At 64.7% G+C, this 23888-nt stretch carries 17 protein-coding genes and 1 pseudogene; 10 read left to right on the top strand and 8 right to left on the bottom strand.

The window, feature by feature from the left end; translation table 11 throughout:
• Positions 1-17: 17 nt before the first annotated feature.
• The 5 genes from OH799_RS03645 to OH799_RS03625 form a co-directional block, all read right to left on the bottom strand.
• The gene (locus OH799_RS03645) at positions 18-854 is read right to left on the bottom strand and encodes an aminoglycoside adenylyltransferase domain-containing protein (protein ID WP_406275690.1); all 837 of its coding nucleotides are present in this window, start codon (positions 852-854) and stop codon (positions 18-20) included.
• Positions 855-951: 97 nt separating this feature from the next.
• Positions 952-1152: a DUF6186 family protein gene (locus OH799_RS03640; protein WP_357272117.1), complete on the bottom strand. Its 201-nt coding sequence runs from the start codon at positions 1150-1152 to the stop codon at positions 952-954.
• On the bottom strand, positions 1149-1556 hold the full coding sequence (locus tag OH799_RS03635; protein ID WP_406275687.1) for a hypothetical protein: 408 nt from the start codon (positions 1554-1556) through the stop codon (positions 1149-1151). The genes OH799_RS03640 and OH799_RS03635 overlap by 4 nt, the downstream gene beginning before the upstream one ends.
• A gap of 222 nt (positions 1557-1778) precedes the next feature.
• Positions 1779-4679, bottom strand: coding sequence for a UPF0182 family protein (locus OH799_RS03630; protein WP_406275684.1), 2901 nt, complete (start codon positions 4677-4679; stop codon positions 1779-1781).
• 513 nt (positions 4680-5192) lie between these two features.
• Positions 5193-6692 carry a mannitol dehydrogenase family protein gene (locus OH799_RS03625; RefSeq protein ID WP_406275681.1) on the bottom strand — a complete coding sequence of 500 codons (1500 nt, stop codon included), beginning with the start codon at positions 6690-6692 and terminating at the stop codon, positions 5193-5195.
• A gap of 99 nt (positions 6693-6791) precedes the next feature.
• On the opposite strand from OH799_RS03625, the gene OH799_RS03620 reads away from it, so the two are divergent.
• A complete protein-coding gene (locus OH799_RS03620; RefSeq protein ID WP_406275678.1) occupies positions 6792-7784 on the top strand; it encodes a sugar-binding transcriptional regulator in 993 nt (330 codons plus the stop codon).
• 53 nt (positions 7785-7837) lie between these two features.
• Positions 7838-8090 (top strand): annotated as a pseudogene (locus OH799_RS03615) (sugar ABC transporter substrate-binding protein); the annotation flags it as partial.
• 33 nt (positions 8091-8123) lie between these two features.
• Here OH799_RS03615 and OH799_RS03610 read toward each other — a convergent pair.
• Positions 8124-9035: a serine hydrolase gene (locus OH799_RS03610; protein ID WP_406275675.1), complete on the bottom strand. Its 912-nt coding sequence runs from the start codon at positions 9033-9035 to the stop codon at positions 8124-8126.
• Positions 9032-9916, bottom strand: coding sequence for a LysR family transcriptional regulator (locus OH799_RS03605; RefSeq protein ID WP_406275672.1), 885 nt, complete (start codon positions 9914-9916; stop codon positions 9032-9034). Before OH799_RS03605 ends, OH799_RS03610 begins: the two co-directional genes overlap by 4 nt.
• 104 nt (positions 9917-10020) lie before the next feature.
• Between OH799_RS03605 and bla the strand changes: the two genes are divergently transcribed.
• The 6 genes from bla (at position 10021) to OH799_RS03575 (ending at position 21244) form a co-directional block, all read left to right on the top strand.
• On the top strand, positions 10021-10965 hold the full coding sequence (gene bla, locus OH799_RS03600) for a class A beta-lactamase (RefSeq protein WP_406275669.1): 945 nt from the start codon (positions 10021-10023) through the stop codon (positions 10963-10965).
• A 602-nt stretch (positions 10966-11567) separates the two neighbouring features.
• Positions 11568-12272 carry a LuxR C-terminal-related transcriptional regulator gene (locus OH799_RS03595; protein ID WP_406275666.1) on the top strand — a complete coding sequence of 235 codons (705 nt, stop codon included), beginning with the start codon at positions 11568-11570 and terminating at the stop codon, positions 12270-12272.
• A gap of 359 nt (positions 12273-12631) precedes the next feature.
• Positions 12632-13876: an IPT/TIG domain-containing protein gene (locus OH799_RS03590; protein WP_406275663.1), complete on the top strand. Its 1245-nt coding sequence runs from the start codon at positions 12632-12634 to the stop codon at positions 13874-13876.
• A 719-nt stretch (positions 13877-14595) separates the two neighbouring features.
• Positions 14596-19023, top strand: a complete 4428-nt coding sequence (locus OH799_RS03585) for a beta strand repeat-containing protein (protein WP_406275660.1) — start codon at positions 14596-14598, stop codon at positions 19021-19023.
• Between the two features lie 121 nt (positions 19024-19144).
• A complete protein-coding gene (locus OH799_RS03580) occupies positions 19145-20140 on the top strand; it encodes a hypothetical protein (RefSeq protein WP_406275657.1) in 996 nt (331 codons plus the stop codon).
• Positions 20141-20479: 339 nt separating this feature from the next.
• Complete coding sequence (locus OH799_RS03575; protein WP_406275654.1) at positions 20480-21244, top strand: alpha/beta fold hydrolase; 765 nt, start codon at positions 20480-20482, stop codon at positions 21242-21244.
• A 104-nt stretch (positions 21245-21348) separates the two neighbouring features.
• Here the strand turns inward: OH799_RS03575 and OH799_RS03570 are convergent, their stop codons facing one another.
• On the bottom strand, positions 21349-22359 hold the full coding sequence (locus tag OH799_RS03570; protein WP_406275652.1) for a DUF6492 family protein: 1011 nt from the start codon (positions 22357-22359) through the stop codon (positions 21349-21351).
• Positions 22360-22450: 91 nt separating this feature from the next.
• On the opposite strand from OH799_RS03570, the gene OH799_RS03565 reads away from it, so the two are divergent.
• Positions 22451-22615 carry a hypothetical protein gene (locus OH799_RS03565; protein WP_406275649.1) on the top strand — a complete coding sequence of 55 codons (165 nt, stop codon included), beginning with the start codon at positions 22451-22453 and terminating at the stop codon, positions 22613-22615.
• A 39-nt stretch (positions 22616-22654) separates the two neighbouring features.
• Positions 22655-23452: an alpha/beta hydrolase family protein gene (locus OH799_RS03560; protein WP_406275646.1), complete on the top strand. Its 798-nt coding sequence runs from the start codon at positions 22655-22657 to the stop codon at positions 23450-23452.
• Positions 23453-23888 lie beyond the last annotated feature (436 nt).

Raw genomic sequence — 23888 nt, 5'->3', positions numbered from 1 at the left:
ACTCCCGTGGCCATGCCCTACGGGGCCAGGTCAGTGGCTGAGCGCTCCGGCCATGGGGCGGTTGTTTCGGCAGCGGTTTCTTCAACACGTTCGCGTACCCAGAGGAGGAATCTCCGCACGTCGGCGGTGGGTAGCGGGAGTGCTGCCGTGCGAGGACGCTGGAAGCTGCGTAGTCCGGTTTCGATGAGAGGTTGGAAATCGTTCTCGGACATGGCGATCATCTGTGCGGCTTTGCGCTTGGCCAGCCATCGGCCCGTGCGGCAGAACGCTACCGAGCGGCAGCCGTTGAGCACCTGGTTGTCGGTCAGGTGGCCTTCCCCGTTGGTGTGCTCACGAACCGAGGCCAGAATCGCGGCAAACAGGTCGCGGCGTATTGGTGGTGCAATAACCTGCCGCACTGGGCTCCCGTATAGGAGACGGCCGGTCTGATGGGCGATGGAGCGATCGATGACATACCAGAAGGCCGGTGATTCCGTCGAATCGAAGCTGGCGCGGTTCGACAGCAGCGGGCCGGTGTTGAGATCCAGGAGATATCCGGCCTCATCGGACGGACGAACGACGAAGTCCGAGTCGTAAACCACCAGCTCCAGCCCGGCTGCGGGGCAGGGCAGAGCGGGATGGGCGAGCGATTCGGCCAGTGTGCGCACAGCTTGCCCGGGAAGCGCCGGGTCGGCTACTACCGTCACATCGATGTCGCTGCGCCTGTGCCGATAGTCCTCGAGTGCGATGGACCCCACCGCGAAGACGCTGACGAGATGAGGCCCGCAGACGGCGCGGGTGCGCTGAACGAGGTCTGCCAGGTATGGACGCAACTCGGCGGGCAGGGATTGTGGGTCCACGAGGGTGCCGGTCATGTGGCCAGTATTCATCAGGGCTCGCGCCGGATACGGCTGTTCTCCGGCTGCGCTGGGACGCCGAATCCGGCCGGACGGCGAAAATGCGCATTAGCCCCTACCGCGCGAGAAAGTGCCAGCCGAGCCATGCCCACACGAGTACAGCGGCGACCCTCGCCGCCCGAGTACGGGTCAGGTACGCGATCGTTTCACCTGCGGGCGCGACCAGATCCCGGCGCACACGCGTGACCGCGACCACGCCGATCGTGGCCACCAGCACCAGCACGAACCCGACGATAACGACTGCCCGATCGCTCATCTCGACACCAGCCACCAGCCGACACCCAGCCACACCAGCCATCCCGCGAACCGCAGTGGCCACTGCTCGAGTGCCGGATCGAGCAGCGTCGATAATGTCGGGTGTTCGGCACTCGGCCGTGTCCAGTCCGGTTGCCGCGCCAACGCATACACCTCCCACCCCGCCGCCACAACCAGCAGCGTCGACCAGACGACCGCGCCGCGCCGCAGCCGAGCGGTGCGCGGACTCTGCTCGGGCCTCGCGCGCCAGGCCAGCACCGCAACCACGGCCGCCGGCACCCCCACCAGTGCAGTTGCCGACCAGCTGAACGGTCGGGTGGCGGCCCCACCCGCTGCCAGCACAGCACTGGCAGCCAGCAGCGGCACGCGCCATGATGGTTCCGAACGCGCTGGTTCCCTCGTCACATTGGCAGAATAGGGCGCTCGGCGACCGGATTCGGATAGGTTCGGGCCGCGTGGCCGGAGTCTCGATTACCGAGCGCAGTCGTACCTGGCACGCCGGGCGCAGACACGCATCAGCCGTAGCCCGTGCAACCGACCAGGACAGTGGGACTGGTGGCAAGGGCGTAGTCGAATTGTTCGTACCGCAGAAGGCGGGTCGAACACCGACGCTAGCTGACGGATGCGTCACCGGCCGGGACGGTTGAGGTCGTTCAACTGCTGTTGGAGACGGTCGAGGGCAGCACGGATGGCGTTCATTTGCGCGTTGAGTTCGGCGATCTTCGCCTGATCCACACCCGGCGGGGATTCCGCTGGTGGAGGCGCCGCCGGTGGTGGTGAGACGGACTGCTGGCCTGGTGGCGGCGGTGCTGCGGGGCCACCGCCGGGTGCGGTGGCGAGCCGGCCGGTGCCGGCCCCGAATACTTGGTCGAGCGCCTCTGCGAGGGTCGGGGCGTAGCCCACGCGGACGCCGCCGGTGCCAGGTTCGCGGTAGCTGACCAGCACCCGCGCCAGCTGCGGGAAAGTCGATCCGTTGGGGGTTGTCGAGATCCGCTCGGTGAAGAGCGGTTCAACGTAGAGCACTCCCCCATCGGCGATCGGCAGGGTGAGCAGGTTGCCGTACTGGATCCGATTCGAACGCTCGAGCAGCGTTCGCTCGGACGCCACTCTGGTGTCGGAGATCATCGAGTTCTGGATCTGCTGCGGACCCTGGGTGAGGGTGTCGGTGGGCAGCTGCAAGATGCTGATCTTGCCGTAGTTCTCGGGATCAGAGTAGGCAGAGACGTAGGCGGAGAGGAACTCCCTGTTGAACCCGACCATCGCACTGGCCAGCCGGAACGACGGCTCGGCGTTGGCACGGTCGCCGAGCAGAACGTAGAACGGGGGCTGATGCGGATTGGCGTCAACGGTCGGGTCGCTGGGCACCGACCAGAAAGCGTTGGTGGTGAAGAACTCTCGCGGTTCATCCACATGATATTTGGCGAGCATCTCGCGTTGGATGGCGAATAGGTCCTCCGGGTACCGGAAATGGGCTCGCAGCTCTGCGGTGATCGACTCCTCGGGTTCGACCGTGCCGGGGAAGACGTTCATCCACGCCGCAAGGACCGGGTCCTGACGGTCGACTTGATAGAGGGTGACCGTGCCGTCGTACGCGTCGACCGTGGCTTTGATCGAGTTCCGCACGTAGGAGACCGGTCGTGGGGACCGCGTGCGGCTGTCGCTCGAATCGGGGGCTTCGAGCGTGCTGCGTTTTGCATAGGGGTAGCCGTCGATTGTGGTGTACGCGTCGACGATCCAAACGATTCTTCCGTCCACGACTGCCGGATAGGGGTTGTTGTCGGTCGTCAACCACGGCGCGACGAGTTCGACGCGATGGCGCGGATCCCGATTGAAGATGATCTTCGATTCGGGACCGATCGCCTTGGAGAAGATGATGTTGCGTTCGGTGTAGGTTGCGGCGAAGGCCAAGCGGTTCAGCCAGTTCCCGATCGGGACGCCGCCGGCGCCGGTGTAGGTGTATTTGGTGGTGTCTGTGTCGTATTCGCGGGGTTCGGTGCCGCCGCCGACGATGGCATAGTCCGGGCTGGCGTGGGCGATGACTTCGCCGTAGTAGACGCGGGGCTGATGCACGGGGATCACTTGGTGCCTGGAGGCTTGGGACGCGATGTCGCTCACCGTGTAGATCGGGTATCCGCTGTTGCTGCTGGCAGCATCACCTGCGGCCTCGCGGACGGCGGCGTTGACGCGGTTGGCCGGTGCGGCGACGAACCCGTTTCCGTGGGTGTAGACGGTGTGCCGGTTGACCCAGTGGCGCTGGTTGCCGCTCAGTGCGCTCGGGGTCAGCTCGCGGGCGGCGACCACGTAGTCGCGCAGGTCCCCGCCGATGCGGTAACGATCCAGGTCCAGATGCGCTGGGAAGCTGTAGAAGTTCTTCAGCTGTTGCTGCTGGGTGAACGTTCGCGAGAGCACGTTCGGGTCGAGCAGTCGGGCGTCGGCGATCGTGGTCACGTCCGCCGGAACATCGGACGGCGACTTGGTGCCGACTCCGGAGTAGGCCTGATACTCGACCCGGTCGCTGCCGATCCCGTACGCCTGCCGGGTAGCTGTGATATTGCGTTCGATGTAGGCACGTTCCATGTCGGCGGCGTTCGGGCGGACCGAGAACTGCTCGACGGCCAGCGGCCAGACGGCGCCCACCAGGATCGACGACAGCAGTAGCAGCGCGGCGGCCATCGCCGGGATGCGTAGGTCCCGAACGACTACAGCGGCGAAGACCGCCACAGCGCAGATGACGGCGATCGCGAAGAGAATGAGGCGGGCGGGAAGCACCGCGTTGATGTCGGTATAGCCGGCGCCGGCGAAGGTGGGTTCTTTGCTGTCGCTCGAGAGCAGTGAATACCGGTCGAGCCAGTAGGCGGCTGCCTTCAAGGCTATGAATACGCCTGCGAGCACCGCGAGCTGGACGCGGGCCGCGCGGGTTGGTCCCGCCCCGTTTCCGGACAGGCGCAGTCCCCCGAGCAGATAGTGCGTCGAGAAGCTGGCCAGGAACGCGAGGACGATGGCGACGAACAGCCAGTTCACGACGAGTCGATAGAAGGGCAGATCGAAGACGAAGAACCCGACATCGTGTCCGAACTCGGGATCCGACACACCGAAGGATCCACCGTGGATGAACAGTTGGACTGTCATCCAACTCGACTGCGCGACGAGGCCGCAGATGACGCCCAGTGCCGCGGCGATGCCCAATCCGAACCGCAGTGGCCACCGGATCACCATCACGCGATACGGCCGGAGACTGTCTTCTTTCCCTGCGCCGGGAAAGTAAAGGGGGCGGAACCGGAACGCGAGCCACATTGCCGCGAAAAGGGCGCCGCCGATGAACAGTGCGACCGCAACAAACAGCGACAGACGTGTGAAGAGCACGGTGCGCCAAACACCGCGGAATCCGACTTCACCGAACCACAGCCAGCTGACATAGACGCCGATCAGCCGGGGAATGACCAGCAACGACACAACGAGCATCGTGACGGCGATCAACAGCACCCGAGTGCTGCGATTCAACCGCCGCAGGCCGTGGCGTGTACTCATCTCCCACTCCCATGGCTGCGTCACGCCGAGCGGTATACGGCCGACGCGAACCACCTCGCTTGATATTACCGTGACCACGACCGCTACGGGTCTTCCCGCGCTGGTGCGGCCTCCTTTCAGTGTGACCGGTATCGGGCCGCCCGTCGATGGATGTGGCCATCGTCGGCGTCCGTGAGCACTTGATTCAACTCGACAACGTCCAAGCCAGCTGAACTGTGACGGCATCAGTCACCCGGGCCGTCGCCCTACGACACGGTTGTCGACACAACCACAGAAACGCCCGCCGAACTGGCCAGAGCCGTACTGCGACGACAGCCGAGCACGCACGAGTGACGCCGTCCTGACCTATAGTCAACGCCGGAGGTCACCGCACGGAAGGCGATCACCTCGGCGAGCACGTCCACCACCACAGGATCGGCGCGACCGCGGGTGATGGGGGCGGGCCCGCACCGTTCACCAGCACCCGATCGCCCGCGTCCAGTCGGCCCTTCCGGACCGCCGCACGCATAACCGTCACCGCCTTTCGGTGCGTGCGAACTCGGCCACCGTCGCCAAGGCGCCATGGGCGTGCAGTGAATCCAGCGCCGCGATATAGGCGCGGACGAACCGGGGCTGGTCTATCAAGTCGCCGAATACCGCGCGGTCGCTGAGGAAGGCGGTGGGGTCACCGTGTTGGCGGCGGGCGAGCGGCGTCAACCGCTCGCAGAGCCGGTCGACGACCTCGATCGGCTCACCCTGCTCGTCGATGCCTTCGGCATAGCGCGCCCAACCGGCGACAATGGCTGCGGCACAGCCGATCTCACCGCCCGCGGCGAGCTGCTGACGAATGACCGGCAGCAGCCACTTCGGGATGCGGTCGGAGGATTCGGCGCACAGTCTGGCAATGGTGTCGCCGATCGCGGGGTTGGAGAACCGCTCGATGAGGGTGTGCTTGTACCAGACAAGATCGACTCCGGGAACGGAAGGAAGGGTGGGTGTCGCCTCGTGATCCATGTAGCGGAACAGGAAACGTTGGAAGACCGGGTCCTGCGCCGCCTCGTGCACCAGTCGGTAGCCGCTCAGATATCCCAGGTAGGCAAGTGCCTGATGGCTTGCGTTCAACAGCCTCAGCTTCATCAGCTCGTACGGTGCGACGTCCGCGACGAGTTGCACGCCGGCGGCGCCGAAATCCGGCCGCCCGAGGGCGAACGAATCCTCCAGCACCCACTGGGTGAACGGCTCGGTCACGACCGGCCACCGATCCTCCAGACCATAGCGTCGCGAGATCTCGGCGATCGCCTCGGGCGGTGTTACCGGCGTGATGCGGTCGACCATGGAGTTCGGAAAACGCACTTCGCGCTCGACCCAGTCGCCGAGGCCAGGGTCGCGCATCCGCGCGAAGGCTCCGAAAGCAGCGCGCGCGGCCTGCCCGTTGCCCTCGATGTTGTCGCACGACATGATAGTGAACGGTGCGATCCCACGCACCCGCCGCCGCGCCAGTGCCTCGGTGACGAGCCCGAACACGGTGGCGGGCGCCGCATCCGTCTCGAGGTCGGCGCGAATCACCGGATTTGCGGCGTCGAATTCGCCGGTCACCGCGGAGGAGTTGTAGCCACCTTCGGTGATGGTGAGCGAGACGATCCGGGTTGCCGGATCGGCGAGCTTCTCGAGTACGGCCTCGGGATCGTCGGGCGCATAGAGGTATTCGACGATCGAGCCGATCACGCGTGTGGACCATGTGCCGTCGGGTTCGATCACCGCCAGCGTGTATAGAGCGTCCTGCTCCGCCAGCGCATCACGCATCCGTTGGTCGGCGGGCAGCACACCCACGCCGCAGATCCCCCACTCGCGGGCGCCGCCGCGTTCCAGCAGCCGGTCGATGTACATCGCCTGATGGGCGCGATGGAATCCGCCGACGCCGAAATGGACGATGCCGGTCGAGATCCGGGACCGATCGTAGGTAGGTACGGAAACTTCCGGGATGAGGCTACCGATCGTCGCGGCACTCAGCGCAGTACCTGCGGTCCGAGTCATAACCACCCCTCGACTGTTGTGTTCATCACATCGCAATGCTAGCGTGTTGAGCAATTGTTCACGAGCTGAGCAAATTTTCACAGCCGATGAGGAGCTCGTGTGGCCACCGAACCATCCCGGCCGGGAACACCGGACGAGATCCGGCTCGCCTTGCGAGCCGCGCAGCTCTACCACCTCGAGGGCGCCACTCAGGCGGATGTCGCCGCCAAATTGGGCGTTTCCCGCCCGACCGCCGGGCGGCTCATCGCCCGCGCCCGGGCGCAGGGGCTGGTGCGCATCGAGATCAATGTCCCGGACGATCTGCGCTCGGCCGTGCACGCTGATATCGAGAGCCAGCTCGAGGCGACGTTCGGGCTCATCGAGGCGGTCGTACTCGGTGAGGTACCCGACCGGTCCGCGGCGAGCCTGCTGCCGTTGGGGCGCGCAGCGGTCGGAGTCCTGAATCGCCGGCTGCGGCCGGACGACACTCTCGGATTCACCTGGGGCCCGGATACAATCGCGGTCGCGCATGAACTGTGGACGAAGTCGGCCCGCTGCGCGACCGTTGTCCAGCTCGACGGATCGATGACCTCGGGCGACTATAAGACCGGCGTGGACTACACGCTCGGCCGCTGCGCTACCCAGCTGCAAGCCACCCCCGTTCGGTTGCACGCCCCGCTCTACGCGGATCCGGCGACGGTGACCGCCTTGGAAAACGACTCGATGCTCGGCCGCGCTATGGCACTGGGCCGCGGCGCCGACATCATGATGTTCGGCGTCGGACCGGTCTCCACCGCCACCACCCTGTTCGAAGGCAGCTACCTCGACACCGCGATCCTCGACGAACTGCGCGGACTCGGCGCGGTCGGTGAGATCGGCGGTCGATTCTTCCACGCCGACGGCAGCGACGTCGCAGGATCCCTTGCCGCACGCACCGTCTCGGTCGGACTCGACGCCATTCGGGCCTGCCGAACCGCGCTGCTGATTTCCGGCGGAAAGACCAAGCACGAAGCCGTCCTCGGCGCGCTGCGGGGCGGACTGGCCACCATCCTCGTCACCGATAGCGAGTGCGCGCGGTGGCTGCTGGAACAGAAGGAGAGCGCTGCCCGATGACAAACACCGCCCGATGAGAAAGCAGGCGAAAGCCGCGGCGGCCGTGATTAGGGGTGGGCGGTTGCGCGGGCGCCAGATCGTTCACCTCCGGCAGCAACACCATCGCGATGGTCTCGAACTCGCAGGTGCAGGACACCATCGCGCGGTCCGGCGAGTTCGAACGTGCAAACCCCAGCACGATACTCGAATTCGTGTCGTTGTCGGAGAACGAGGCGCGCGCCGAGATCATCGCTCGGTAGCCACACACGGTGGCGAATTCGATTCGTGATGGTCAGCAACTTTGAAACCCCGCAGTGGGCGAAGAACGACCTGTCGAACTACTGGACCACGGCGCTCTCATCATCTGATTTCAGCGTGACGTAGCTGGTCGCGGAGGGCTCGTGCTATGCGTGCCATGAGCACGTCGGCTTCGGGTTGAGTGGCGGCCGGTATGCGGGACTCGGTGAGCGCGGCGATCGCGAAGGTTTGGCCGTCGGAGTGTTCGACGACGCCGACCTCGTGCCGCAGGTTCAGCAGGGTCCCGGTTTTGGACGACCACCTCGAGGCGTCGGAGCTGAAGTCCGGTGCCAGGCGGTGCCGTATCAAGTTGTGTGCCATGAGTTCGCGCACGCGCTCGGATACGTGACGATCGATCTCCGACGGAGTCCACAAGGCCTGTAACAGGTCGACAAATGCCCGGGCCGAGCCCGAGTTTGCTCTGGTGACATCGAGTTGAGCGAGCTGGTGCCCGTGCCCGGCGGTGCCGCCTCCGATGGCCAGCGAGTGAGCCAGATGGACCTCGGCGGTGTCGAACCGTTCGGAGGGGGTCTGGGTGAGATCTCGCATCAAGTGCCGGGCGGTGATCCCGTGGACTTTCCACTTGCGCAGTGTTGCGGTGATCTCGGCTGGCGGCGTCATGTCGAACAGTGCGTCGGCGGCTATGTTGTCGCTGATCGACGTGCTCAGGTACAGCAGGTCTTCGATAGCGATGCGGGCGGGGTGCCGGAATCTGCTCAACCCTGTGGGGCCGGGGGTCGTCATGCGGCCAGGAGCTACCTGCACCGGCATAGAGCCGTCGAGTTCACCGCGCCGGATCCGGTCGAGAGTGACCGTCGCGAGCGGGATCTTGATCAGGGAAGCGATCGGAAACTGTACGTCGGGCTCGATGCCGAGTTCACACCCCGTATGTAGGTCGCGGACCAGGAACGAGCCACGAAGGCCGCCGTCGTCCAGCTCAGCGCGTAACTCCTGGATCAGCGCCTCCCGATTCACGCGGTCTCCATCGATTCGGTGATACCGAGGCATCGTGCGATAGCCGGCCACAGGCGGGTGCGCAGGCGGTCGGCATCGTCATGGATACTCGCCGTGATATCGAAGCCGCGCGCGAGCCGGAGTTCACCGATGGGTCGCCACTGTAGTTCGAGTTCGTGGGCCTGCGCGGTGGAGCACACCAGCAGGTCGGCCGACCCGAGGACCGCCGCGGTAGCCTCGGTCAGCGCTGCGACCGTCACCTGCGCAGGTTGTAGTCCCACAGAGTCGCGGACGCGCAGGACGCGATCACGAATATGGGGCACGTCGTCTTCCGGCTGGATCCACACCCGGCGTCGTGGTGGTCGGCTGGACCGCCCGACCCGAAGAGTCTCCAGGAACACCGCGCCAGGACGTAGCCTCGCGGCGCTGGCCACGCCCAGTGGCACGGTCCAGATTCCCTCCTCAGCGGGTACCGCGGTAAGGGCGGCACGTACTTCGTGGGTCCGCACCAGTTGGACTCGGTCGCCGGGTGTGCCTCGGCAAAACTCGAGGTATATCTCGTGTGCTCGGGCCTCGGCGTCGAGTTCGGCGAGGCTGCGGGTGGTGCAGATGTCGGGCACAGCTAGGCGCAGCGGGCGCAGCCGTGCTCGCTTCGCGTCTTGTTCCATGGTGTCGGCGAGCCGGACCAGACGTTGCGCCGACACCAGCATGTCCTGACCGAACCGCGTGAGGCTCGCTCGGCGGGTCGAGCGGTCGAACAATCGCTCTCCGAGATGACGTTCCAATGCAGCGATCCGGCGGCTGGCGACCGACTGGGGAATCCGCGCGGCCGCAGCGCCCTGCGTGAAGCTCCCCGTCTCACTCACACTCACGAACGCCCGGCAGCCAGCGATGAGGTCCACGCAGACACTCTATGCAGCTTTGGCATCGAACTTCTCGATTCTGTCTTGGACAGCATGAACAGGCTCCGCAACGATTCCGATATCCGTCGCGACGAGAGGAATTCATGCCCACTCCACCCATCCGTCGAAATGTGCGAGCCCCGATCATCACTCGCCGCGCTCTTCTCGGGGCCGCGGCACTTCTACCGCTGGCCGCATGCACGAACGGCAGGCTTCCCCCGGCCGTCGTTGCGCCATCCTCCTCCCCGGATGCCGCGACGAACGCTCGGCATGACCGCCTGGTCGAGTTGGAACGAAAGTTCGACGCACGCCTCGGCGTATATGCCCTCGCTACCGGCACCGGCACCTCGATCGCCCACCGGGCCGATGAACAATTCGCGTTCTGTTCGACCTTCAAGGGCCTGGCGGTGGCAGCGGTATTGCACCGTAATCCGCTCTCGCACTTGGATACAGTCGTCACCTACGCCGCAGACGATCTCATGAAGTCCTCGATCATCACCCGGCAGCACGTGACAGCGGGAATGACGATCGGTCAACTCTGTGACGCCGCGGTTCGATATAGCGACGGCACAGCCGCCAATCTCCTGCTCCGCGATATCGGGGGGCCGGCGCAGCTGACGGCATACGCCCGCGACCTCGGCGACACGGTCACGCGGATGGACCGGTTCGAGCCGACGATCACCGAAGCCACGCCAGGAGATCCGCGCGACACAACGTCTCCACGGGCATTCGGCACCGACTATCAGAAAGTTGTTTTGGAAGACGCCCTCTCGACCGAGAAACGAGCATTTCTCCGCGACCTGCTGGAGCGCAACGCCACCGCGGCCGGCGCCCAACGCATCCGAGCCGGCCTGCCGCAGGGCTGGACCGTGGCGGACAAGACCGGTACCGGCGACTACGGCACGCTCAACGATATTGCCATTGCGTGGCCTCCGAGGTCGGCGCCTCTCGTTATTGCGATCATGTCCAGCAAAGCCACCAAACACGCCGAATACGATCAATCCCTCATTGCCGAGACCGCCGCCTACGTGGCAGACACCCTCACATGAGCGGATCGTCGTGTCCGATAGCTCCACCGTGGCTACCGCACTGGTGGATGTAGTGCCGACCGTGGCCATCACCATCACCGGCGTAAGACCACGTGCCCCATCCTGTTCCATGGCCGCGCGCAGTGCCACCGGATCCATGGACAAGTCGGCGCGCGTCGCGACGAAACGCACCCCCGCGCAACCGAGAACGGCGGTGTCGCTACTCCGGTGTCGGCCGAACACGCCTACCACCGAGGGGCAGCGCTGGTGGCGAACTCGTTCCACACAGCGCGAGAGATCCGGCTGGTCTTGGGCCGGCCCCGAACGCCCCGCATTCTCCATGCCTGGCAGCCAATCCGAAAAAGGACGAAAACGGATCATGAGACACATTGCCCGGGTACCGGTCCAGGGGTCTTAATGGTATAGAGCCGGCGCTTAGAGGTCGGGCGCCCCAGGTGGGAAACCGCGCCACTACGGGCGATCGAGGTGAAGGTGGACGCAATCCCAGCCGGCGTCAAGGAGGAATGATGCGGTCGCTGAATCCTTGCGGCTATCGGTCCGGAGAGAGCACGAAGGTCATTGTCGCTCTGCTGATGCCGGGCTTCACAAAGGGGTGCTAGGGGATGCTCGAGGGGGCCCGTGCAGTCTGCCGAAGTGAAGAGTCCGCGTTGCGGATAGTCATCGTCTCGCCGATCCGGCTCTACCGCGAGGGGCTGGCGTCGGTACTGTCCGCGCTCGGCTGCATCGGTGAGATCGCCACGTGCGAGCATCCCGTCGACGGACTCCACCTTGCTCGCCATGTCGTCCCGCACATCCTCCTGCTGGACATGTCCGCGGAGAACAGTTCGGCGAGCGCTCGTCTGTACGCCAGAGAATTCCCGGAGACCAAGATCGTGGCTCTCGCGCTCCCGGAAACGGAGCAGCGTGTCGTCGCCTGCGCGGAAGCGGGAGTGGTCGGGTACGTCCCGCGCGAAGGATCTATCGACGATCTTGTCGCGACGATACGGCATGCCGCACAGGGGAAAACGCTGTGCTCACCGGTGATCGCGGCCGGACTGATGCGGCGCGTCGCAACGCTCGCCAACGAAAATCGTCTGCGCGGCTCACGCCCACTGTTGACCGCCCGCGAGGCGCAGGTCGCTGATCACATCGCGCTCGGCCTGAGTAACCGTGCGATCGCCACGTGCTTGGGAATCGAGGTGTGCACCGTCAAGAATCATGTGCACAACATCCTGGAGAAGCTCGGTGTGACTCAACGCGCAGACGTGGCCGAGCATCTCGGGCACAGAATCCGATCCCTCCCGGACAACTGCCGTCCGTCCGAGTGACCGAGCTATCCGGATCCGGGTAGCTGACCGAGCCCGTCAAGTTTTCATCTTGACGATGTCGCCGCAGTGACACAAGCGCACCGCAGTGATTGCGGTAGCTCCGAGCGAAGAACCCCTCGAAGCTGCAATCGTCTCCGATGCTGGACGCGCTGAACCGAACCGGCGACGAGGCGTCGGCGCGACCATGGGTCCGGATCCGGGTTCACTCGAAAACGGATCCGAGGACTCATTGTCCGAATGCCGGTGCTGGAGCGTTACTGGATAGAGCCGGGCCATGACAACAGTCGGCACACCGGTGCAGACGGAACCCTCTATATCCCGCGTCACCCTCTCCACCACATCAACAAGGAGGCAGCGCCATGCCTACCATCACTTCGATCTCGCCGACATCGGGACCTACCTCGGGATTCAACAGTGTGGTCATCACCGGCACCGACTTCACCGGTCCCACGACCGTGCGGTTCGGTACGACCGCAACCACTTTCACCATCGATTCCAGCACGCAGATCACTGCGATCGCTCCGCCGGGGACGGGTACGGTGCAAGTAACGGTCACCACTGGTGCCGGTACGAGTAACGGTGTTTCGTACACCTACGTATCGGTTCCTACGGTTCCCACGGTGGCTTCGATCACTCCGAGTTCTGGGCCGGTGACCGGCGGGACTTTGGTCACCTTGACCGGCACCGGGTTCACGGGTGCTACCGCGGTAAGATTCGGCGCTACTCCGGCGACGTCCTATTTCGTGTTGTCGGACAACCTGATCATCGCGTTGTCTCCTGCCGGGACGGGTACGGTGCCGGTCACGGTCACCACTGCGGGTGGTACGAGTGCTGGCGTTCCGTTCACGTATGTGCCGGTTCCCACGCTGACTTCGATCAGTCCGAATTCGGGGCCGGTGACCGGCGGGACTACGGTCACCTTGACCGGCACCGGGTTCACGGGTGCTACTGCAGTGTTTTTCGGTATTCTTCCGGCGACTTCGTTCACGGTGAATTCGGATACGCAGATTACCGCGGTCACTCCGGTGGGCCTCGGCACGGTACCGGTCACGGTCACCACTGCAGGCGGTACAAGTAACAGTGTTTCCTACACCTATGTGTTGCTTCCGATCCTGCTTTCGTTGATTCCGAATTCGGGTCCGTCCGCTGGGGGGACTACCGTCACTCTGACCGGTGTGGGCCTTTCCGGTGCCACAGGTGTGAGTTTTGGTGCTACGCCGGCAATTTCGTTCACGGTAGTGTCGGACACGCAGATAACGGCGGTTGCTCCTGCCGGGCTCGGTACAGTGCAGGTGACGGTCACCACTGCGGCCGGTACGAGTAATGGGCTGCCGTACACTTACGTGTCGGTTCCCACGCTTCCCACCGTGGCTTCGATCACTCCGAATTCGGGGCCGGCGATCGGGGGAACTCTGGTGATTTTGACCGGCACCGGGTTCACGGGAGCTTCCTCGGTACGTTTCGGCGCTACTCCCGCGACATTCTATTTCGTATTCTCGGACACGCTGATCATTGCGTTGGCACCTGCGGGGACCGGTACAGTGCCGGTCACGGTCACCACCGGGGCTGGTACGAGTAACGGCGTTTCCTACACCTACATCTGAGCCACCACCTGCATGCGCCTGCCGAGCTGAGGCATATGCGATCACCGATGGGACCGACCCGGATTCACGGGCCGGTCCCATCGCCGTTGTTGTTTCGGCAACCCTGCCCCGACTTTTCAGTCGACTTTTACCGTAGCGTGCCGGTTCGGCCAGTTGGTTCCAGACGCGATACCACTATGGGGCCGTTGAGGGTTTGCCGAAGGCGTGAGCGGGACGTGTTTATGGCGAAGTGGTTCAAGCAGCCACAGCAGCGCCGGTGAGAAATGTGGAGTTTGCACACCATCCGAGCTGTTATAACAGGAGGAAGACTTCGTCTGGGCGGGACGCTGTCCCAGGCGCTTTCGAGTGGCGGAGCGATCGGGTGAGCAGATCTGGCGCCTGAGACAAGCTCGGTACTCGAGGTACGGCCGCGAGTCGTCGAGCGGCGCCGCCCCTCGCGGTCGGCGAAACCATCGGCGACCGGTCTCGGCGCTGCGCCGACGACGGCACCACCGCGTCACCGAAAACGACGCTGCCACAACGTCCGACAAGGCCCTCCTAGCCTCGCTTTCGGCGCCGTCAACGCCTGGCAACAATCCGAAAACGGACCAAAACGGATCGGAAGACACGTTGCCCAGGTGCCGGTCTAGGGGTGTTAATGGAAAGTGCCGGGCCACTAAGCGAATCGGGCACCCCCCGGTGCAGAGGAACCATCAACCCAGCAACAAGGAGGCAGCACCATGCCTACCATTACTTCCATATCCCCAACCTCAGGGCCCGCCAATACCAGTGTCACGATAACCGGCACCGGCTTCGACCCTATTGTCACGACCGTGAAGTTCGGCAACGTGTCGACATCTTTCACGGTGGACTCGCCCACCCAGATCACGGCCATCGCCCCCGCCTATTTGTCCGGTACGGTGCTGGTCACCGTCACCACCTCGACTGGTGGCACCAGCAACGGGGTTCCCTTCAACTATGTCGCGGTTCCCGCGTTGAACAGCATCAGCCCCAACCAAGGGTCGACCTCGGGCGGGACGACGGTCACGCTCACCGGATCGGGTCTGACGGGAGCCACCGCGGTCAACTTCGGTGGCACACCCGCGACTTCGTTCACCGTCAACTCCGACACGCAGATCACTGCCGTATCCCCTGCCGGCACTGGGATCGTGCCGGTCACGGTCACCGGCCCAGGGGGCACCAGTGGTGCGGTCCCCTTCATCTATGTCGTGATACCTACTATCACTTCCATCTCGCCGACCGCGGGACCCCCGTCGGGCGGTAACACTGTCACGATAACCGGCACCGGGTTCACCGGCCCGCTGACCGTGCGGTTCGGCACGACCGCGACCATTTTCACCATAAACTCCCCCACGCAGATCACTGCCATCGCCCCTCCTGGGACCGGAACCGTGCAGGTCACCGTCACCGGCTCGGGTGGAACCAGTAACGGCGTCGCCTACACCTACGCCGCGGTCCCCAGCCTGACCTCCGTCACTCCCAGTTCAGGGCCGGCGGCCGGCGGGACAACGGTCATCCTCACCGGAACCGGGCTGGCCACTGCCTCCGCGGTCAACTTCGGTGGCACACCCGCGACTTCGTTCATCGTCAACTCCGACACGCAGATCACCGCCGTCGCCCCCGCCGGAACCGGCACTGTACAAGTCACCGTCACCACCGCGGGCGGAACCACTAACGGCGTCGCCTACACCTACGTCTCGGTTCCCACCCTGACCACGCTGGTTCCGAGCTCAGGCCCAGGCGCGGGCGGGACAGCAGTTGTCCTCACAGGGACAGGACTGACAGGAGCCACCGCGGTCAACTTCGGTGGCACACCGGCAACCTCGTTCACCGTCAACAGCGCAACCCAGATCACTGCCGTCGTCCCCGCCGGAACCGGCACCGTGCAAGTCACCGTCACCACCGCGGGCGGAACCAGCAACGGCCTTGCCTACACCTACATTCCGGTACCCACCCTCACCACGGTGGTTCCGAATGTGGGCCCCGTAACGGGCGGGACAACGGTCGTCCTCACCGGTACGGGACTGACGGGAGCGACCGCGGTCAACTTCGGTGGCACACCGGCAACCTCGTTCACCGTCAACAGCGCAACCCAGATCACCGCCGTCGCACCCGCCGGAACCGGCACCGTACCAATCACCGTCACCACCGGAGGTGGAACCAGTAACGGCGTCGCCTACACCTATGTCGCGGTTCCCGCACTGACCACGGTGGTTCCGAATGTGGGCCCCGTAACGGGCGGGACAACGGTCGTCATCACCGGTACGGGACTGACGGGAGCGACCGCGGTCAACTTCGGTGGCACACCGGCAACCTCGTTCACCGTCAACAGCGCAACCCAGATCACCGCTGTCGCCCCGGCGGGGACCGGGACCGTGCAGGTCACCGTCAACACACCGGGTGGAACCAGCAACGGCGTCGCTTTCACCTACGTCGCCGTACCCACGCTGACCACTCTGGTTCCGAGCTCAGGCCCAGTCGCGGGCGGGACAACGGTGGTCCTCACGGGCACGGGCCTGTCCACTGCCTCCGCCGTGAACTTCGGTGGCACACCGGCGACCTCGTTCACCGTCAACTCCGACACGCAGATCACCGCGGTCGCCCCGGCCGGAGCGGGCGCCGTGCAAGTCACCGTCACCACCGCGGGTGGAGTCAGTAACGGCCTCGTCTACGCCTACGTCGTGGTCCCCACCCTGATCACAGACGTTCCGAATGTGGGCCCGGTCTCGGGCGGGACAACCGTCGTTCTCACCGGCTCGGGATTGACAGGAGCCACCGCGGTCACCTTCGGTGGCACACCGGCAACCTCGTTCACCGTCAACTCCGACACCCAGATCACCGCCGTCGCCCCGGCGGGGACCGGGACCGTGCAGATCGCCGTCACCACCGTGGGTGGAGTCAGTAACGGCGTCGGCTACACCTACGTCGCGGTTCCCACCCTGGCGACGGTCGTTCCGAATGTGGGCCCGGTATCGGGCGGGACAACGGTTGTCCTCACGGGCACGGGATTGACGGGGGCCTCCGCGGTCAACTTCGGTGGCACACCGGCAACCTCGTTCACCGTCAACTCTGCCACCCAGATCACCGCCGTCGCACCCGCCGGAACCGGCACCGTACCAATCACCGTCACCACCGCGGGTGGAACCACCAACGGCGTCGGTTACACCTATGTCGCGGTTCCCGCACTGACTACGGTGCTTCCGAATGTGGGCTTGGAAGCTGGTGGGACAACGGTCATTGTCACCGGCACGAGCCTGTCCACTGCGTCCGCGGTCACCTTCGGTGGCACACCGGCAACCTCGTTCACCGTCAACTCCGACACCCAGATCACCGCCGTCACCCCGGCGGGGACCGGGACCGTGCAACTCACCGTCACCACCGCAGGAGGAACCAGTAACGGCGTCGCCTACACCTACATTCCGGTACCCGCCCTGACCACCGCTGTTCCGAACATAGGCCCGGCATCGGGCGGGACATCCGTCATCGTCACCGGCACTGGACTGACAGCAGCCACCGCAGTCAACTTCGGTGGCACACCGGCGACCTCGTTCACCGTCGACTCCGCCACCCAGATCACCGCCGTCGCCCCGGCGGGGACCGGAACGGTGCAACTCACCGTCACCACCGCGGGTGGAACCAGTAACGGCGTCGCCTACACCTACATTCCGGCGCCCACCCTTGCCATCGCACTTCCGAATGTAGGCTTGGAAGCTGGCGGGACAGTTGTCGTCCTCACCGGTGCTGGACTGACGGGCGCCACAGCGGTGAACTTCGGTGGCACACCGGCAACCTCGTTCACCGTCGACTCCGCAACCCAGATCACGGCAGTCGCACCTGCCGGGACGGGAACCGTGCCACTCACCGTCACCACCGCAGGAGGAACTAGCAACGGCCTCGCCTATACCTACATTCCGGTACCCATCCTGACTACAGTGGTTCCGAATGTGGGCGTCGAGGCGGGCGGGACGATAGTTGTCCTCACCGGGACGAGCCTGTCCACTGCCTCGGCGGTGAACTTCGGTGGCACACCGGCAACCTCGTTCACCGTCGACTCCGCCAACCAGATCACCGCCGTGGCCCCGGCGGGGACCGGGACGGTGCAACTCACGGTCACGACAATAGGTGGAACCAGTAACGGCGTCGCCTACACCTACATTCCGGTACCCACCCTTACGGCGGTTGCTCCGAATGTGGGCCTGCAAGCCGGTGGTACGACGGTCATCGTCACCGGCGCCGGACTGGCGGGCGCCACTGCGGTCAACTTCGGTGGCACACCGGCGACCTCGTTCACCGTCGACTCCGCAACCCAGATCACAGCGATCGCACCTGCCGGGACGGGAACGGTGCCACTCACCGTCACCACCGCGGCAGGAACCAGTAACGGCGTCGCCTACACCTACATTCCGGCACCCACCCTGACCGCAGCGGTTCCGAATGTGGGCCCGGAAACGGGCGGGACAACGGTCGTCCTCACCGGAACGGGGCTGTCCACAGGAGCCTCCGCGGTCACTTTCGGTGGCACACCGGCGACTTCGTTCACCGTCAACTCCGCAACCCAAATCACGGCCGTCGCCCCCGCCGGTACCGGGACCGTGCAAGTTACCGTCACCACCGCGGGAGGTACCACCAACGGCGTCGCCTACACCTATATTCCGGTTCCCGCCGTGACCATCGCACTTCCGAATGTCGGCTTGGAAGCCGGTGGGACGATAGTCGTCCTCACCGGGACGGAACTGACCGGAGCCACAGCGGTCAACTTCGGTGGCACACCGGCAACCTCGTTCACCGTCGACTCCGCCAACCAGATCACGGCAGTGGCACCTGCTGGGACGGGAACCGTGCAACTCACCGTCACAACCCCGGGTGGAACCAGCAGCGGCATCGCCTACACCTACCTCGGGGTACCCACCCTGAACACGGCGGTTCCGAACACCGGCCTGGCCGTCGGCGGGACGCCGGTCATCCTCACCGGGACAGAACTGACTGGAGCCACAGCGGTCAACTTCGGCGGCACACCGGCAACCTCGTTCACCGTCGACTCCGCAACCCAAATCACGGCGATCGCCCCCGCTGGGACGGGAACCGTGCAACTCACCGTCACAACCTCCGCAGGAACCAGTAACGGCATCGCCTATATCTATATCTGACGGCTGATGCGGCTGGGCCGCTGGCAGGTTGCTGCCGGCGGCCCAGTCTCGTTGCGGTTGAGCGTATAGCGACAGAGCCTCCGCCACCGTGACGGAGGCTGCAGGGGTAAGGGGGCTTTCGTTGGCGACTGTACTGAAGATGCTCCTGGCGGAGCGGCATCTCAAAAGTCATCCGGATTTTCTGGCCGCGTACGACAAGTGCGCTGCCCTGCTCGACCCGCCCATTCCCTCTGGTCATGGGCCGGCGAAGGCGCAGTACTACCAGTGGCTGTCGGGCCGCATGATCGGGCTTCCCCGCGACTACCACTGCCGGGTGCTCGAGAAGATGTTTCCGGGCTGGACGGTCGAAGGATTGTTTCAGATGGCCGACTCGGTACCGGCCGCAACTCGACCGCACGAGGTAGGTCCCTCCGGCGCCGACGTCCAGCTCCAGGCGTTCCTCGGAGCTGAGATGACCACCCGGGGTGCCACTGTGGTGTACCCGACGTTCGAGCTGACCGGGCCATCCGTTAACGCACTCCGGAAGGCTGGAATTTCCCGTCAGCGCACATTCGGGAAGAAGGACAGTGCGTTCGCGGACCGACATCACGTCGATGTCCCGGTGGTTGTGGCGGAGAACGATGTTCGAGGGTTGCTGTACGTGTCCTCCCTGCTCCAGCGCCGCACCAGCATTCCGATCACCCTCGAGTGCGACCGCGACATCGTCGCGCGCTGCGACCGCCCGTTCATCAGTTTCGGACTGAGCAGCAACGACTGCACCCATCTGTATCTCGAAACCGTCGAGCGTCCTCTCTTCACCATCCGCGACAGCCCTGCCGAGGACGGCTCCAATTCGGAGTGCCTGGAGCTGACCGATGGAACCCGGTATGTCTCGAGCGACAACCGCAACATCGGCATCATTGCGCGGGTGCGACCGAGCCCGGATCGGCACCCCGACCGATACTGGATATATTGCGCGGGCTTGGGTCGGCGCGGCACGGCCGGGGCAGGGTGGTATCTCGCCAACTATTGGCGCCCTCTACAACAGCGTGTCGGCGATCGTGAGTTCGTCGCGGTCATCGGCGTCCACAAGTACTCCGACCAAACGGCCGGTTTGGAGCATCTGTTGATCGAATAAACCACCAGTGGATGAGCGGCGCGAGCGTGGACCGAGCACGGCCGGCGGCACGAGAAATTCTCATCTGGTGCTCGACCACGCCTCCGCGCCGCTGGATCGGCAGCTGTTCATGCGAAGCTCAAGCCGGCCGCTGTCCTCGAATCACTCGGAGCAGGACGTCACCGCGCCGGCGAGCCGACAACAGCTGGAGATCCGACCGCAACCTCACCTCGACGCCGCCGCTCCGGAGACATTCTTAGCCATGGGAATATAGCAGGACCAGTAATTCCGTTGGGAGTCATACGCTTTCGAGCAGCGAACCCACGCCGGCGAGGTCGACCCGTCCGATTGTCGCCGCGTATGAAACGTGAGGACGACGAGGCATTCTCGATGAGCACTTTTGTTTTGATTCACGGTGGAAGCCACGGCGCGTGGTGCTGGTACAAAATGATCCCTCGGCTCGAGTCGGCCGGGCACCGGGTACTGACACTGGATCTTCCCGGACACGGCGTCGATCGAACTCCACTCGAGGGACTCACCCAGCACGACTACGCCGCAGCCGTCGAAGCAGTCCTGCGCACCCTCGAGGAGCCTGCAGTGCTGGTAGCCCATTCGATGGGGGGAATGACGGCGTCCTTGACCGCCGAGCGCTGCCCTGAAAAGATCGCCGCTATCGTGTATTTGGCCGCCATCGTGCTGAACGGAGGGCGGTCGATGATGACCGACCCGGACATGGCGCGGCTTTTCGGAGAACTGAGCTCTTCTCTAATTTTGGATGAGCAGAACGCAGCGAGCATCTTCCCCCCGGAGTTGGCGATTCGGTGTTTCTACGGCGACTGCGACGCCGCGGACACCGCTTTGGCGCTGCGCTTGTTGACCCCCGAACCCAACAGCGCGATGTCCACGCCGATAGATGTGACCGCGCAGCGTTTCGGCACCGTTCCGCGTTTCGGGATCCAGACCCTGAACGACGGTCTTCATCCTGCCGATCTCCAACAGATGATGTACAAGCGGAATGATTTTGCCGAAATCGTGAGCCTGCCGACCGCCCACTCGCCATTCCTGTCCGCTCCGGACCTGCTCACCGAACAACTTTTGTACTTCGCCGACCGAGCCCGGTCCTGAGTTTCCGCGAGGCATCAGCGCTGATAACTACGATTTTCTGGCAACCGCACGGCGCGCTCCACGCCGCAAGACGTCGGATTCACCGGCATGGCCGGTGCGCCCGATCATCGGTCCGCATGCACCTCGGCACAACCCAATGGCCGGGCGGCAGGGGCGATACGAAGGGCGCCTTGGTCGAGATCGAGCATCAGCGGCCCCTGGGTGGTTTGCAGCTGCCTCCGCAACTGGTCTGGTATGTAATCCATGGTGGCTATTCGGTTGCGGTAGTTGAGGAAGCTGTGGCAACCGATTGCCTGGATACCTGCTCGACGGGTGCTGGTGACGGCATCGGTCAAGGTCCATACAGCGTTTTCGACGGGCTGGATGATGTCGATGGCGTCCAGGTGGCGAGACCGGATCCGTTCCCTGAAGAACTTCGCCGCGAAGTGCCGGTAGAGCACATACTCTGAAGCGCCGGTCCATTTGGCATGTTCTACCGTCGTGAGGAACGCCTCCCAGAACGGTCGCTCGTGCTGATGCTCGACTCGCCGCATCAGATCGGCGAGAATCTGCCTGTCGAACACCATGTGGTGTTGCATTCCGCTGTAAGGGTCGACGGGACGCCACTCGGCGAGCAGCCTGGTCGCCGCGGCGATCGCGGAGTGATGAGAGGGCAGCCCATGCTCGCGAGTATCGAGGCGCCACTGCAGCGGATACCCAAGCGCCAGGCAAGCTCTGCCCTCCTCGTCGATGAACACGACGTTGTCGACAAGTGTGTAGTCCGCGTCGAGCACGAGGATGTGCTCGGCCGCACCCGGTAGGATCTCGAAGCAGTCCAGTTTGATCAGTTGCTGGAAATACCACGACGAATTGTGGTGATCGCCGCCCCCCGCGCGCAGAGTCGCTTCGATCATCGCGGGCTTCGGCGACACCGATTCCTCGCCGATCCACCGCACCACGCCGCCGACCCTCACCTGCGCCGCCAGTCGAGCCGACCCGACGACATTCACCGACCGGATCGGGTTGCGACTGTAAGTGATCAGCCCCGCGATACAGGTGTCCAGACTGGCAAGGTCCTTGGCTGCTACCGGGATCATGACATCGATCGCTGGTAGGCACGCACTTTCGCTGGCCACGTTCACTCTCCCCGAAGGCTGATCGGCACAGGCAACCATAGCCAAGACATTCGGCGTATGGTCCGGCCCTGACGTTTTCGCGGTTGGTCGTGTGGGCGGCATCGAGGTCGTCGTCCTTCTCGCCGAGTCGACGGCGCAGTTCCGCGACTTACTGCCGTCGTTCCAGCGCGCCAGCCGATGGTCGTGCCGTTGGAGTTCTCTGGCCGACCCACAGGACAACCCTCGGCCCGCCGCGCTGATTCCGCTGGTGGCGTAACCGATTCCCGGCACGCGACCATAGAACTACCGTGGCCGCATGCACTCACCGATCACAGGCACAGCCGCCGGCGTGCCGTTCACCGCCCTGCCACCGGCCGACAACGGACCCGCGCCGCTGATCGTCACCTGGCACATGCTAGACGCGCCGAGGTCGAACGCCGCGTTCGCTGCCGCGTTGCCAATGAACGACCTGCCCGCGTGGCGGGTGCACCTCGGCATGCCGATGTGCGGGGCGCGCATGGTCGACGGCAGCACCGCCGCCGTCTTGGAGCTGATCCGCAAGGACGCTCTGATGTCCTTTCTGTACCCGTTCGTCCGACAGGCGACCGAGGAGTTCCCGGCCGCACTGGCGTCGATCCGTGCGCAACTGCCGGTCGACGACGGCCCGATCGGCGTGCTCGGCGGCTCGCTGGGCGGGGCCGTCGCGCTGCGGATCCTGGCCGGCACCGAGATTCCGGTTGCCGCTGGCGCCGTCGTGAACGCCGCTATCCGGATGCGGTCCGTCGTCGACCTGTTCCCCGGCGACTACCGGTATGACGCCGAGTCCGACAAGGCCGTCGACAGCCTGGACTTCGTCGCCGAAGCGGGCGCCATCGCTGATCGCGCGCCGCTGCTGGTCGTCAGCGGCGAGCTGGATCACCCGGCGCTGCGTGCCGACGCGTTCCGCCTCGTCGACGCTTTAGGGGAACGGTCCGAACTGCTGTCGATCCCTGGTTTGGCACATCCGCTCGCCGACGAGCCCGGCATCGAGCCCGCGCCACAGCTGCCGCCGGCTCGCGAGGTGGACGCCGGCCTGACCACGTGGTTCCGACGCCACCTCACGGATGCAGGCTAGATGTGTTTCTCAGGACGGGTTCCACGGTGGTGAGGTTGAGTTCCACCGCCGCTGTCGGAAGCATTCGCACGGTTCACATTTCGACCCCATCCTGCCCTGCGGCAGATAGATTTCCGGCCAGTAGGAGCGGCTGGTGTCATCACCCCGCCCGCATAGGCGGTGCGGAAGGCGTCGGCCCCCGGTGAAAGCGAACCCACCCAGACCAGATACAGCACCGGCAGCAGGGTAAGTGTCAGCCCGATCGAGCGGCTGCACTACGCTGGGCGATCTCGCGTTCGCCGAGCATGCTTTGCCGGTCCCGGTAGACACGCTGTCCGCCGAAGTTGTCTACGCTGGCTCTGGCCCACGTGCGCATCAGAATTGGCCGATACGAACATCTTCCGCGCGATGGTGGTGTCCCATTGCCATTGATCGGCGGTGTGTAGATGACCGATGT

The sequence above is a fragment of the Nocardia sp. NBC_00881 genome (genome assembly GCF_045207455.1).
GTDB lineage: Bacteria > Actinomycetota > Actinomycetes > Mycobacteriales > Mycobacteriaceae > Nocardia.
Note: the sequence above shows the minus strand (reverse complement) of the source record. Positions and strands in the feature narration are given on the sequence as shown.

Coding starts and splice junctions, on each gene's coding strand:
- OH799_RS03645 (WP_406275690.1), bottom strand. CDS start 854: ATGACCGGCACCCTCGTGGACCCACAATCCCTGCCCGCCGAGTTGCGT.
- OH799_RS03630 (WP_406275684.1), bottom strand. CDS start 4,679: ATGAGTACACGCCACGGCCTGCGGCGGTTGAATCGCAGCACTCGGGTG.
- OH799_RS03560 (WP_406275646.1), top strand. CDS start 22,655: ATGCACTCACCGATCACAGGCACAGCCGCCGGCGTGCCGTTCACCGCC.
- OH799_RS03640 (WP_357272117.1), bottom strand. CDS start 1,152: ATGAGCGATCGGGCAGTCGTTATCGTCGGGTTCGTGCTGGTGCTGGTG.
- OH799_RS03595 (WP_406275666.1), top strand. CDS start 11,568: ATGCTCGAGGGGGCCCGTGCAGTCTGCCGAAGTGAAGAGTCCGCGTTG.
- OH799_RS03585 (WP_406275660.1), top strand. CDS start 14,596: ATGCCTACCATTACTTCCATATCCCCAACCTCAGGGCCCGCCAATACC.
- bla (WP_406275669.1), top strand. CDS start 10,021: ATGCCCACTCCACCCATCCGTCGAAATGTGCGAGCCCCGATCATCACT.
- OH799_RS03625 (WP_406275681.1), bottom strand. CDS start 6,692: ATGACTCGGACCGCAGGTACTGCGCTGAGTGCCGCGACGATCGGTAGC.
- OH799_RS03590 (WP_406275663.1), top strand. CDS start 12,632: ATGCCTACCATCACTTCGATCTCGCCGACATCGGGACCTACCTCGGGA.
- OH799_RS03575 (WP_406275654.1), top strand. CDS start 20,480: ATGAAACGTGAGGACGACGAGGCATTCTCGATGAGCACTTTTGTTTTG.